Raw genomic sequence first — 12,259 nt, forward strand, 5'->3', positions numbered from 1 at the left:
GTGCACATCCGTACACTGCGCCACCTTTTGTCCCGGTGGGGCCTGTAAATGCTGTTTGTGTTTCGTATGTTATTGATGGGCCTGCACTTTATTCTGGCCGGTGTGCTGGGGGTGATTCTGGGTCTGTGCCGACCGTTCAACCCGGACAACAGCCGTTTATGCGCGCGCCTGTATGCCTGGCCAGCGATGTGTATTTTGCGCCTGCGGGTGAAGACTGACGTCGGTCCGTTGATGGACAAGCCCGACAGCTGCGTGATCATCGCCAACCATCAATCCAACTACGATCTGTTTGTGTTCGGCAACGTGGTGCCCCGCCGCACCGTGTGTATCGGCAAAAAGAGCCTGAAATGGGTGCCGCTGTTTGGCCAGTTGTTCTGGCTGGCAGGCAATGTGTTGATCGACCGAGGCAATGCGCACAAGGCGCGCCAGTCGATGCTCACCACCACCCATACCTTGCAGCATGAAGACACCTCGATCTGGGTGTTCCCGGAAGGCACGCGCAACCTCGGTGAGGACTTGCTGCCGTTCAAGAAAGGCGCGTTCCAGATGGCGATTGCCGCCGGAGTGCCGATCGTACCGGTGTGTGTCAGCAGTTACGTCAAGCACATGCGACTGAACCGCTGGCGCAGTGGGAAAATTCTGATCCGCTCGCTGCCGGCGATTCCTACCGCCGGATTGAGCATGGACGATATGCCGCTGCTGATCGCCCAGTGCCGCGAGCAGATGCGCGAGTGCATCGCCGCGATGGACCGGCAACTGCAAGCTGCCTGAACAGAAACCCGCCCTGTGCGGGTTTTCTTTTGCCTGCGAAACGCTTGCCCGTGAACTCCGCAGATTTCACTGAATCTCTACAAGCAGCAGGCTAAGCTGGACACTGCCTGTCACTGCCAATTCGTATTGATAAGAAGTGAACCACCATCATGGGTAGAGTTGTTGCTGCTGCGGTTTATAGCGCCGGTAAAAAAATCACCAATATCACGCTCGATGAAGGCGCAGCCTGGGCCGCCAAGACCGGGCACTTTGTGTGGATCGGTCTCGAAGAGCCCAACGCCCAGGAGCTGACCAACCTGCAACGCCAGTTCAACCTGCACGAACTGGCCATCGAGGACGCCCTGGAAAAACACAGTCGACCGAAGCTCGAAACCTTCGGCGATGCGCTGTTTATCGTCACGTACTCGCCGATCCGCCATGAAGGCAAACTGGAGTTCATCGAGACGCACATCTTTGCCGGCAAGGGTTACATCATCACCGCCCGCAACGGTCACTCGGCGTCCTACGCCCATGTCCGTCAGCGTTGTGAGGCGCGTCCGTTGTTGTTGGAGCACGGGGAAGATTTCGTCCTCTATGCCATCCTCGATTTCGTGATCGAAAACTACCAGCCGGTGGGCGAAGCGATCCATGCTGAAATCGATGAGCTGGAACGCAACGTCTTGTGCAGCGCGCTCAATGAGCACGACATCCAGAAGCTCCACAGCCTGCGCCGCGACGTGCTGCGTTTGCGCCGGTATGCGGCGCCGATGGTGGAGATTGGTGAAGAGTTGCAGAAGCTGAGCTTCCCGTTCATCGACAAGAACATGCGTCCGTATTTCCGCGATGTGCAGATCCATGTCACGCGGCAGATGGAAGACCTGACAACTCTGGCGGATATTGCCAGCCAGACCATTGAGGTCGGGGTGTTGCTGGAGGCGTCACGCCAGAGCGTGGTGCAGCGCAAGTTCGCAGCATGGGCGGCGATTCTGGCGTTCCCGACGGCGGTGGCCGGGATCTACGGGATGAACTTCCAGAACATGCCGGAGTTGAGCTGGCACTACGGGTATTTTGCGGTGATGGGATTTATTGCCGTGGGGTGTGTGAGTTTGTGGGCGAGTTTCAAGAAGTCTGGATGGCTGTAGCCAGTACCGAGTCGTCTGTGACATTCGCGGGCAAGCCTCGCTCCTACAGATTCTGCGCAATCCCTGTAGGAGCGAGGCTTGCCCGCGAAGCTTTTAGCGTTAAATCGCCTGAGGCTTATGCGCCACAAACCGCATCATCCACTCCGCAACGGTTGTGCCGTGATGCTCATGCTCAAGACTCGCCACGCCTTTGGAATACACCTGCTCACCCAACGCTTCCTGGCGAATCTCCAGCAGCGCCCGTGAGTAGTCGTGAATGAACTCCGGATGCCCCTGGAAGCACAGCACCTGGTCGTTGATGTGGTACGCGGCGAACGGGCAGAAATCGCTCGAGGCAATCACCGTGGCGTTTTCCGGCAGTGCGGTCACCTGATCCTGGTGACTGATCAGCAACGTCAACTCTTCCCGCACCGGGCTCATCCAAGGCGCCTTGGCGGCGAGTTTGTAGTTGTGGATGCCCACGCCCCAGCCCTGGGTTGCGCGCTCGCTCTTGCCGCCCAGCAGCAACGCCAACAACTGATGACCAAAGCACACGCCCAGCAGTTTGTCGCCGCGCTCGTAGCGCTTGAGCAGGTAGGTCCTGAGGGTTTCGATCCACGGGTCGGTGCCGAAGGAATCGGCCTTGCTGCCGGTGATCAGGTAAGCGTCGAAGGTCAGCTCATCGCCGGGATATTCGCCCTGCATCACGTTGTAGACGCAGAACTCGGCTTCGATGGGTTGTTGCGAAAACAGACGCTGGAACATCTGCCCGTAACCCTGATATTGATCGACCAGTTCCGGACGCAGGATGTCGGTTTCCAGAATGCAGATGCGTAACGACATAAAAAATACCTGACACGTGATGGGAATAATGCACACCTCAGAGCCTGCCTTGAAACGTGGTGGCAAGGCAAGCCCCGAAGTGCGTCATCGGCCCCTTAGAACGCCTCCCCTTTGGCGGCTTTTTCCAACAGCAGCGCCGGTGGAGCAAAGCGTTCGCCGTACTGCTCGGCCAGGTATTGGGCGCGGGCGACAAAGTCTTTCACGCCATATTGATTGATAAATTGCAGCGCGCCGCCGGTCCAGGCGGCAAAGCCGATACCGAAGATCGAACCGACGTTGGCATCCGCCGTCGAGGTCAGCACGCCCTCCTCCACGCAGCGCACGGTTTCGATGGCTTGCACGAATAGCAGGCGATCACGCACATCCTTCGGTGAAATCTGCCCGTCGGCTTTCTCGAAACGGGTTTTCAGCTCCGGCCACAGATGTTTCTGGCCACCGGCCGGGTAATCATAGAAACCGCCTCCTGCGGCCTTGCCAGGACGCTTGTATTCGTTGAGCAGCAAGTCAATCACGGCGAACGCCGGGTGCTCAATCAGCGGCTTCCCTTCGGCTTGTAGGTCTTTGGCCGTTTGCTGACGGATGTGGCTCATCAGGCTGAGGGAAACTTCGTCAGAAATGGCCAACGGACCGATCGGCATCCCGGCCTTGCGCGCTTCGGTCTCGATCATCGGCGCGCTCACGCCTTCGCCGAGCATGGCGATGCCTTCGTTGGTGAAAGTGCCGAACACCCGCGAGGTGAAGAAGCCGCGACTGTCGTTGACCACAATCGGGGTTTTCTTGATTTGCAGGACGAAATCGAAACCACGGGCCAGGGTTTCGTTACTGGTGTTCGTGCCTTTGATGATTTCCACCAAGGCCATTTTCTCTACGGGACTGAAGAAATGCAGGCCGATGAACTTGCTCTGGTCCGGTACCGCAGCGGCGAGGCCGCTGATCGGCAAGGTCGAAGTGTTGGAGGCAATCACCGCGTCCGCACCAACGACTTTCTGTGCGGCAGCAGAGACTTTGGCTTTCAGGTCGCGATCTTCAAACACCGCTTCAATGATCAGGTCGCAGCCCGCCAGATCGGCATCGCTTTCGGTGGTGTGAATCCGCGCCAGCACCGCATCGCGCTGCTCAGCGCTCAACTGGCCACGGGCAACCTTCTTGTCCAGCAGCGCCACCGAATGCGCCTTGCCCTTCTCTGCCGCCGCGAGGTTGATGTCCTTGAGCACCACGTCGATGCCCGCCGAGGCGCTGACGAAAGCGATCCCCGCGCCCATCATCCCCGCCCCCAGCACACCGACCCGGCGCGTGACATACGGCGCAAAACCCTGTGGCCGCGAGCCACCGGCATTGATCTCGTTCAGTTGAAACCAGAACGTGCCGATCAGGTTTTTCGACACCTGCCCGGTGGTCAACTCCGTGAAGTAACGGGTCTCGATCAAGTGTGCCGTGTCGAAATCCACCTGGGCGCCTTCCACCGCCGCGCAGAGGATTTTCTCCGGCGCGGGCAGGCAGCCCTGGGTTTTGGCGCGCAGGATCGACGGCGCGATGGCCAGCATCTGCGCGACTTTCGGATTCGACGGCGTGCCGCCGGGGATCTGATAACCCTTCACATCCCAACGCTGCACCGCCGCCGGATTGGCAATGATCCACGCCCGCGCCTTGGCCAGCAGTTCATCAGGATCCGCCGCCAGCTCATCGATCAAACCGGCCTGCAACGCCTGTTGCGGCCGGACCTTCTTGCCTTCGAGCAAATACGGCAAGGCCTTTTCCAGGCCCAGCATACGCACCATGCGCACCACCCCGCCGCCGCCCGGCAACAGGCCGAGGGTGACTTCCGGCAGGCCGAGTTGCACCGACGAATTGTCCAGCGCCACGCGGTGATGGCAAGCCAGGCAGATTTCCCAGCCGCCGCCCAATGCTGCACCGTTGATCGCGGCGACCACCGGCTTGCCGAGGGTTTCCAGGGTGCGCAGCTGCCCCTTCAACGTCAGCACCATGTCGTAGAACGCTTTGGCTTCGGGTTTGCCGACCTTGATCAGCTCATTGAGGTCGCCGCCGGCAAAGAAAGTCTTCTTGGCCGAGGTGATGATGACGCCGGCGATGCTGTCCTTTTCCGCCACCAATTGGGCGACGCGGGCTGCCATGGCCTCGCGGTACACCGCGTTCATGGTATTGGCGCTCTGGCCCGGCATGTCGATGGTCAGGACGACAATCCGGTCCTGGCCTTTTTCGTAACGAATGGCTTCAGTCATGAAGAAATTTCCTTGAAGTCGGGGCTCAGAGGCGTTCGATGATGGTGGCAATGCCCATGCCGCCGCCGACACACAAGGTCGCGAGGCCATAGCGCAAGCGCCGGGTTTCCAGTTCATCGAGCAGGGTGCCGAGGATCGCGCAACCGGTGGCGCCCAACGGGTGACCCATGGCGATCGAGCCGCCGTTGACGTTGACCTTGTCCGGGTCGATGGCCATGTCCTTGATGAACTTGAGCACCACCGAAGCGAAGGCTTCGTTGACCTCGAACAAATCGATGTCTTCGACCCGCAACCCGGCCTTGGCCAGGGCCTTGCGGGTGGCCGGCGCGGGGCCGGTGAGCATGATGGTCGGGTCGGTGCTGGTGACCGCTGTGGCGACGATCCGCGCCCGCGGCTGCAAGCCCAGCGCCCGACCGCGTGCTTCGGAACCGATCAGCATCAGCGCCGCGCCGTCGACGATCCCGGAACTGTTGCCCGGCGTGTGCACATGGTTGATCCGCTCCACATGGCTGTAGACCCGCAGCGCGGTGGCGTCGAAGCCCATTTGCCCCATCATTTCGAAACTCGGCTTGAGATTGCCCAAGCCTTCCATCGTCGACTCGGCGCGGATGAACTCATCGTGATCGAGCAGGATGATGCCGTTCTGGTCCTGCACCGGCACCAGCGACTTATTGAACGAACCGTCCGCCCGGGCTCGCGCGGCTTTTTGCTGGGAATGCAGCGCGTAGGCATCGACGTCCTGACGACTAAAGCCTTCAATCGTCGCGATCAGGTCGGCGCCGACGCCTTGCGGGGTGAAGTGGCTGTGCAGATTGGTTTCCGGGTCGAGCGCCCAGGCACCGCCATCGCTGCCCATCGGCACGCGGGACATGGACTCGACGCCGCCGACCACCACCAGGTCTTCGAAGCCGGAACGGACTTTCATCGCGCCGAGGTTCACCGCCTCCAGGCCCGAAGCGCAGAAGCGATTGATCTGCAGACCGGCAACGCTGACGTCCCAATCGGCAACCTGCGTCGCGGTTTTGGCGATGTCGGAGCCTTGATCGCCAATCGGCGTGACGCAGCCGAGCACCACGTCATCGACCTGGCTGGTGTCCAGCGATGTGCGCTGCTGCAACGCCCTCAGCAAGCCGGCCACCAGGTTCACCGGTTTGACGCTGTGCAACGCGCCATCGGCCTTGCCCTTGCCACGGGGCGTGCGTAACGCGTCGAAAATCAAAGCTTCGGTCATGTGGTCCTCGAACCTGTGCGGTGAAATGCTGAGTTCTCACCTTATGCCGAGCAGCGCCGGATTCAATGACCGCAATGCTCACCGACGTTGACGGTCACGCTCAGACGGACGGTCATCGGCCATCGGATTAACCGTTTCAGGTGACGAAGCTGTCTAGCCAACGGGCGACAAAGCAGCTGGCAATAGGCCTCATGCCTTTTTAATAGCTTTTAGCCTTTACACTATACGAAATGGATCTAAACCAAGCGTGACGCGGGCTCTAAGGTGAACATGTACGAAGTTGTCGTCGGGTTTTGCCGAGGCACTCGTCCTACAGGAAGTTCAGCGCTTTGCCGTCATGGAGATATGCAGGCAGGCATCAGGAAATAACAAAAAAAGGCGGTCAGCCATGTTCAAACATTCGAAAGTACGTCAAGCCGGACTCATCCTATTCGCCACTACGCTGTTGTTGATTTTGCCGAACCTGACCAAGGTCATTGGCTGAAACAGCGCCAGGGATTTACATCGTCTGATCAAAAAATGTGACTGGCTCGCTACCCGGGCCAGCGTGGGTGTGCCAACCTTTGCGGCACTTCCACGACATGGACGGCGATCACTTGAAAGCACTTATTCTGGTTGGGGCCTTGCTGTTCGGCACGCCCCTGTACGCCGCACAGCTGAACCTCGAGCTGGGCGCGAGCAGTCGCACCTGGCAGACCGAGGAGTTGCTCAAGCACCCTCAGGTCCAGACCATCAGCATCAGCAATGACGTTTCCTACAAACGCGACATGCGCTATCAAGCGGTGCCGTTGGCGGCGTTGTTGACTGGCATCCAGCCTGACGATCACCTGCAAGCCGTGGCCCTGGACGGTTTTGCCGCTGAACTGGCGGCAGGACCGTTGCTCAATGCCAAAGGGGCGCAAGCCTGGCTGGCCATTGAAGACCCGGCCAAGCCATGGCCACCGCTGTCGGAAGGCAAGCACAGCGCCGGGCCGTTTTATCTGGTCTGGACCGATCCCCAGGCCGGCAATATCAGCCCCGAACAATGGCCGTTCGAAGTCGCCAGCATCAAGCGCATGGCGCCGGTGGCCCAGCGCTTCCCTGCCCTGCTGCCGGACCCGGCGTTAAAGGCGGACGATCCGGTGAACCAGGGGTTTGCGCTGTTCCAGAAGAATTGCCTGGCCTGCCATCGACTCAATGGCGCGGGGGATGCGCAGTTCGGGCCGGACCTGAATATTCCGTACAACCCCACCGAGTATTTCGGGGCGGATTTCCTCAAGCGTTACATTCGCGATCCGCAGAGTTTACGTCAGTGGCCACAGGCGAAGATGCCGGCGTTTTCCGAGCAGGTATTGCCGGCGGGGGATCTGGATTTGTTGGTGGGGTATTTGAAGCATATGGCGGGGCGTAAGGTTAAACCCTAGCTGCGTGTAGCCGATCGTTCCCACGCTCTGCGTGGGAATGCCTCAATGGACGCTCTGCGTCCGCTTCTGGGACGCGGAGCGTCCCGGGCTGCATTCCCACGCGGAGCGTGGGAACGATCAGCGTGAGGGTTACTGCTGCTGGACGGAGATCACTGGCGCCGGCATCGGCACCGGCGTCGGTGAGACAAACACCTTCGCATGCATCTGCTCGCACCCACCGCCCCGGCGCATGCCGCGTACCGGGCAGGCGTCCAGGTAATCCAGGCCCACCGCCAATTTCAGATGGCGCTCCGGCCGCGCCAACTGGTTGGTCACGTCAAAGCTGTACCACGCGTCATCCAGCCAGGCTTCGGCCCAGGCGTGGCTGGCCAGGTGTTCGCTGTTTTCGCTGTACAAATACCCCGACACATAGCGCGCCGGAATCCCCAGGCTGCGGGCGCAGGCGAGGAACGCGTGGGTGTGATCCTGGCAGACACCGGAGCGCCCGGCGAAGGCTTTGGCCGCCGTGGTGTCGACTTCGGTGGAACCGGGCGTGTAGGTCATGTACTGGTTAAGGCTTTGCATCAAGTCGATCAGCGCCGTACGGTCCCGACGTTTTTTGCATTCCTTCTCAGCGAACCCGCGCAGGGCTTCATCGGCTTCGGTCAGCCGGGTGAAGCGCAGGAACGGCAGCGCCGACTGGCTCTCGTGCTCGGCTTCGCGCAGTTCGTCGATATCCACCTGGCCACGGGCGCCAATGATGATCGCCTCGTGGGGTTCGTCCATGGTCAGCACGTGCAGGATGTTGCCGAACGGATCGAGTTGCGCCCGCACCGGGCGCGGCAGGTCGAGCTGCCAACTGAGCACGTGTTGGCGCTCGCTGTCGTGAGGGGTCAGCCGCAAATACTGGATGCTCGCCCGCACCTGATCTTCGTAGTGATAGGTGGTCTCGTGGCTAATGGAAAGTCTCATGCAGCCTCCAGGTAGGAACTGTGAATGGCGTTACCCAACTGGCGCACCAGCGGGATGAACTCGGTCAACCAGGCGTGCAGGCCTTCGTCGAGAATTTCGGAGATGCCGGTGTAGCGCAGGCGCGCGTCCATTTCCGCCGCCAGGCGTTGTGCGGGACGGCCGTTGGCCCCCGGCAACTGGGCGAGGATCTGGTCGATTTCTTCGGTGCAGGCACGCAGTGAACGCGGCACGTCGGCGCGCAGCAGCAACAGCTCGGCGACATGCCGGGCGCCCGGCGCATCGCGGTAGATCTCGGTATAGGCCTCGAACGAGGACAAGGCCCGCAGCAACGCACTCCACTGGTAATAGGCGTGAGCCGTACCGTCGCTGACCGCTTCGGCCTGATCGCCGGCCATTTCGTAGCGCGCGTCGAGCAGGCGCAGCGTGTTGTCGGCCCGCTCGATAAACGTCCCCAGACGAATGAAGCGAAACGCATCGTTACGCATGATGGTGCCGTAGGACGCGCCGCGAAACAGGTGGGAGCGTTCCTTGATCCACTCGCAAAACCGGCTCATGCCATAGCGACTCAAGCCCTGTTCCGCGATCCCGCGAATTTCCAGCCAGGTGGCGTTGATGTTTTCCCACATGTCGGCGGTGATTCGCCCACGCACCGCGTGGGCACTGGCCCGCGCCGAACCGAGGCAGCTGTAGATGCTCGCCGGGTTGGCCGCGTCCAGGGCGAAGAAATGCAGCAGCCGTTCGGCGTGCAAATCGCCGTGGCGCTCCAGGTAATCGTCCAGGGTGCCGGTGATCAGCAGCGGCATGGCGAGTTCGTGCAGGCCATCGCCACGACCGTCCTGCGGCATCAGCGACAGCGAATAACTGATGTCGAGCATCCGTGCGAGGTTTTCCGCCCGCTCCAGGTAACGCGACATCCAATACAAATCCGAGGCAGTTCTACTTAACATGGCAGGCTTCCTTCAATCCTCGACCACCCAGGTGTCCTTGGTGCCGCCGCCCTGGGAGGAATTCACCACCAGGGAGCCTTCACGCAAAGCAACACGGGTCAAACCACCGGGCACAACCCGGGTTTCGCGGCCAGACAATACAAACGGACGCAGGTCGATGTGGCGTGGCGCGATGCCGTTTTCGACAAAGGTCGGACAGGTCGACAGCGACAAGGTCGGTTGCGCGATGTACGCGTGGGGCTTGGCTTTGATCCGTGCACGGAACGACTCGATTTCCGCCGCCGTCGCCGCCGGCCCCACCAGCATTCCGTAACCACCGGAGCCCTGGGTTTCCTTGACCACCAGGTCGGGGAGATTGGCCAGGACGTGGGACAGCTCCGAGGGATTGCGGCACTGGAAGGTCGGCACGTTTTTCAGGATTGGCTCTTCATCCAGATAGAAACGAATCATGTCGGTCACGAACGGGTACACCGACTTATCGTCCGCGACCCCGGTGCCGATGGCATTCGCCAGCACGACGTTGCCGGAGCGATAGGACGACAACAGCCCCGGCACACCGAGCATCGAATCCGGGTTGAACGCCAGCGGATCGAGGAACGCGTCGTCGAGGCGCCGGTAAATCACGTCTACCGCTTTCGGCCCGTCCGTGGTGCGCATGAACACCTTGTCATCGCGCACAAACAGGTCCGCGCCTTCCACCAGTTCCACGCCCATCTCTCGCGCCAGAAAGGCGTGCTCGAAAAACGCGCTGTTGAAACGGCCCGGCGTCAGCACCACCACGCTCGGGTTATCAATCGGGCTGGAGCTTTTCAGGGTGTCGAGCAACAGGTTCGGGTAGTGGTCGATGGGGGCAATGCGTTGCGCCGCGAACAACTCGGGGAACAGGCGCATCATCATCTTGCGGTCTTCGAGCATGTAGCTCACGCCGCTCGGGGTACGCAGGTTGTCTTCAAGCACGTAGTAAGTGCCGTCGCCGTCGCGCACCAGATCGACGCCGGAGATGTGGGAATAGATATCCCGGTGCAAATCCAGACCTTGCATCGCCAACTGGTATTGCTCGTTGGCCAGCACCTGCTCGGCCGGGATGATGCCGGCCTTGATGATGCGCTGCTCGTGATAGAGGTCGGCGAGGAACATGTTCAACGCCTTGACCCGCTGGATGCAGCCCCGTTCGACTATCCGCCATTCGCTGGCGGGGATACTGCGGGGAATGGTGTCGAAGGGAATCAGGCGCTCTGTCCCCTGCTCATCCCCATAGAGCGTGAAGGTTATGCCGGCGCGATGAAACAACAGATCGGCCTCGCGTCGCCGTTGTGCCAAAAGCTCGTCAGGCGTTTCGGCCAGCCAACGGGCAAACTCCCGGTAATGCGGGCGGACCAGGCCGCCGGCATCGTACATCTCATCAAAATAGGTGCGGATCATGCCGTACTCCTTGTCACCCGGACATCTAGGCATCGCAAGGCCCGTGCCATCGGCATAAACGCTTAGATTTCAATCAGTTGGATAATCGCCCCAAAAGCACCGCACCAATGCTGTGCGGCAAACGCCCCAACTTGATCGCCCCCGCTTCATTGCGAAGCAATGTTGTCGCCTATCACCAGCATAGTCAGAGTTGATTTCACTGCCCGGGGGATGGTGCGGATAATCCGCGCAATCGTTGCAAAACCTCTCGAACTTCCCTTTGGCCGCCTGTTCAGGCGGTTTTTTTTGCCCAGGATTCTTGTTTCAGCGTTTTGCCAACAGGGTTTCAGGCAACCACAAACGAAAACGGCCAACCCGAAGGTCAGCCGTTAGTGAATGTTGTCGCTGTTCATAGTGTTATGCGAGTAGCCCTCGTACCTCCTGCTTGACGCCCCATCCTTCGATGACGCCGCCCAAAGGTTCAACCACCGCCTCGAAGTCCTGCTCAAAGTCGCCGATACCGTCATAGGTGGCGTACATCACTTTGCTCAGTTCCAGGTGCCATGCGCCGTCGTCGCGCACGCTGATCTGGGCATTCAAGGATTCACCACAAAAATGACCTGCCGCCCTGCGTGCCCGCTCCTCGTCCGGGAAAATCGCGTAGAACTCGATGGGATGGAATCGTGAAAAGTCGAAACCGCCTTCCTTCATGCGGCGCAGTACGCTGGTGCTGATGTCTTCTTGATAGGCTGTGCTCATGAAACGTCCTCCTAAAACCCTATGGATAGACTTTCCGTACACCCGACGCCCGCAACCGAATGGTGAAGGCGATACGGCAACCAGGTTGCCGCCGGGATTTAAGCATGTAGCTGACAAGACCAGACCTTAGCGATCCGTTCGCTGATCTCGCTTGCAGAGTAGCCCCAAGTCGGAGCCGCTGCCAAGGCCTGGTTGAGAATGAGACAGGTGAGGTTCAGACAGGAGTGATGCCGAGGATTTGAATGCTGTTCTGGGTCTTGAGACTTTTGACGCTGGCGTCGCTGGTTCGCCCTTCCAGATCGTTCAGATCCAGTTCGGCAGCCACAGGAAGGAGTCGGGCCTTGATGAGTTTGGCCGCGTGCTCGTTATCCGGGCACTCGTCGCACTCAAAGACTTCGTCGAGCGTTTCGCCGTGATCATCCACGAAAGTGATTTTCCACTTTTGCATCAGTGCCTCCTCGATCAAACCCGCAAATGGGCTTACAACTATCTGGACTTTTGGGCGGGCTGATCGTTCAAACGGATTGGACGCTGACTCATGAAAAAACAAAAACCCCTGTAGGAGCGAAGCTTGCTCGCGAAAGCGGTGTATCAGTCAATACACATGTCGACT

11 protein-coding genes are annotated in these 12,259 nt (G+C 60.0%); 3 read left to right on the forward strand and 8 right to left on the reverse strand.

The window, feature by feature from the left end; translation table 11 throughout:
• Positions 1-48: 48 nt before the first annotated feature.
• Both FQ192_RS00160 and FQ192_RS00165 read left to right on the forward strand, forming a co-directional pair.
• The gene (locus FQ192_RS00160; protein ID WP_149656872.1) at positions 49-771 is read left to right on the forward strand and encodes a 1-acylglycerol-3-phosphate O-acyltransferase; all 723 of its coding nucleotides are present in this window, start codon (positions 49-51) and stop codon (positions 769-771) included.
• A gap of 149 nt (positions 772-920) precedes the next feature.
• The gene (locus FQ192_RS00165) at positions 921-1,892 is read left to right on the forward strand and encodes a magnesium and cobalt transport protein CorA (RefSeq protein WP_149656873.1); all 972 of its coding nucleotides are present in this window, start codon (positions 921-923) and stop codon (positions 1,890-1,892) included.
• A gap of 99 nt (positions 1,893-1,991) precedes the next feature.
• Here the strand turns inward: FQ192_RS00165 and FQ192_RS00170 are convergent, their stop codons facing one another.
• From FQ192_RS00170 to FQ192_RS00180, 3 genes are all read right to left on the reverse strand, one after another.
• On the reverse strand, positions 1,992-2,714 hold the full coding sequence (locus tag FQ192_RS00170) for an amidotransferase (protein WP_149656874.1): 723 nt from the start codon (positions 2,712-2,714) through the stop codon (positions 1,992-1,994).
• A 95-nt stretch (positions 2,715-2,809) separates the two neighbouring features.
• The gene (locus FQ192_RS00175; protein WP_149656875.1) at positions 2,810-4,954 is read right to left on the reverse strand and encodes a 3-hydroxyacyl-CoA dehydrogenase NAD-binding domain-containing protein; all 2,145 of its coding nucleotides are present in this window, start codon (positions 4,952-4,954) and stop codon (positions 2,810-2,812) included.
• Positions 4,955-4,979: 25 nt separating this feature from the next.
• On the reverse strand, positions 4,980-6,185 hold the full coding sequence (locus FQ192_RS00180) for an acetyl-CoA C-acetyltransferase (protein ID WP_149656876.1): 1,206 nt from the start codon (positions 6,183-6,185) through the stop codon (positions 4,980-4,982).
• A 581-nt stretch (positions 6,186-6,766) separates the two neighbouring features.
• Here FQ192_RS00180 and FQ192_RS00185 point away from each other — a divergent pair.
• Positions 6,767-7,588 carry a cytochrome c gene (locus FQ192_RS00185; RefSeq protein WP_149657724.1) on the forward strand — a complete coding sequence of 274 codons (822 nt, stop codon included), beginning with the start codon at positions 6,767-6,769 and terminating at the stop codon, positions 7,586-7,588.
• 129 nt (positions 7,589-7,717) lie between these two features.
• Here the strand turns inward: FQ192_RS00185 and FQ192_RS00190 are convergent, their stop codons facing one another.
• The 5 genes from FQ192_RS00190 to FQ192_RS00210 form a co-directional block, all read right to left on the reverse strand.
• Positions 7,718-8,539: a transglutaminase family protein gene (locus tag FQ192_RS00190; RefSeq protein ID WP_133836636.1), complete on the reverse strand. Its 822-nt coding sequence runs from the start codon at positions 8,537-8,539 to the stop codon at positions 7,718-7,720.
• Entirely contained in the window at positions 8,536-9,486 is a 951-nt protein-coding gene (locus tag FQ192_RS00195; protein ID WP_149656877.1) for an alpha-E domain-containing protein, read from the reverse strand. The genes FQ192_RS00190 and FQ192_RS00195 overlap by 4 nt, the downstream gene beginning before the upstream one ends.
• Positions 9,487-9,498: 12 nt before the next feature.
• Positions 9,499-10,908 (reverse strand): circularly permuted type 2 ATP-grasp protein, encoded by a 1,410-nt coding sequence (locus FQ192_RS00200; protein ID WP_054048561.1) that lies wholly within the window; start codon positions 10,906-10,908, stop codon positions 9,499-9,501.
• A gap of 396 nt (positions 10,909-11,304) precedes the next feature.
• Positions 11,305-11,646 carry a ribonuclease E inhibitor RraB gene (locus tag FQ192_RS00205; RefSeq protein WP_149656878.1) on the reverse strand — a complete coding sequence of 114 codons (342 nt, stop codon included), beginning with the start codon at positions 11,644-11,646 and terminating at the stop codon, positions 11,305-11,307.
• 214 nt (positions 11,647-11,860) lie between these two features.
• Positions 11,861-12,094, reverse strand: a complete 234-nt coding sequence (locus FQ192_RS00210) for a hypothetical protein (RefSeq protein ID WP_149656879.1) — start codon at positions 12,092-12,094, stop codon at positions 11,861-11,863.
• Positions 12,095-12,259 lie beyond the last annotated feature (165 nt).

It is taken from the genome of Pseudomonas sp. ANT_J12 (assembly GCF_008370045.1).
Classification (GTDB): domain Bacteria; phylum Pseudomonadota; class Gammaproteobacteria; order Pseudomonadales; family Pseudomonadaceae; genus Aquipseudomonas.

Excerpts from the sequence above, each read along its gene's own strand:
- FQ192_RS00175 (WP_149656875.1), bottom strand. The coding sequence starts at position 4,954 with ATGACTGAAGCCATTCGTTACGAAAAAGGCCAGGACCGGATTGTCGTC.
- FQ192_RS00195 (WP_149656877.1), bottom strand. The coding sequence starts at position 9,486 with ATGTTAAGTAGAACTGCCTCGGATTTGTATTGGATGTCGCGTTACCTG.
- FQ192_RS00160 (WP_149656872.1), top strand. The coding sequence starts at position 49 with ATGCTGTTTGTGTTTCGTATGTTATTGATGGGCCTGCACTTTATTCTG.
- FQ192_RS00180 (WP_149656876.1), bottom strand. The coding sequence starts at position 6,185 with ATGACCGAAGCTTTGATTTTCGACGCGTTACGCACGCCCCGTGGCAAG.
- FQ192_RS00170 (WP_149656874.1), bottom strand. The coding sequence starts at position 2,714 with ATGTCGTTACGCATCTGCATTCTGGAAACCGACATCCTGCGTCCGGAA.
- FQ192_RS00185 (WP_149657724.1), top strand. The coding sequence starts at position 6,767 with ATGGACGGCGATCACTTGAAAGCACTTATTCTGGTTGGGGCCTTGCTG.
- FQ192_RS00190 (WP_133836636.1), bottom strand. The coding sequence starts at position 8,539 with ATGAGACTTTCCATTAGCCACGAGACCACCTATCACTACGAAGATCAG.
- FQ192_RS00205 (WP_149656878.1), bottom strand. The coding sequence starts at position 11,646 with ATGAGCACAGCCTATCAAGAAGACATCAGCACCAGCGTACTGCGCCGC.
- FQ192_RS00200 (WP_054048561.1), bottom strand. The coding sequence starts at position 10,908 with ATGATCCGCACCTATTTTGATGAGATGTACGATGCCGGCGGCCTGGTC.
- FQ192_RS00165 (WP_149656873.1), top strand. The coding sequence starts at position 921 with ATGGGTAGAGTTGTTGCTGCTGCGGTTTATAGCGCCGGTAAAAAAATC.
- FQ192_RS00210 (WP_149656879.1), bottom strand. The coding sequence starts at position 12,094 with ATGCAAAAGTGGAAAATCACTTTCGTGGATGATCACGGCGAAACGCTC.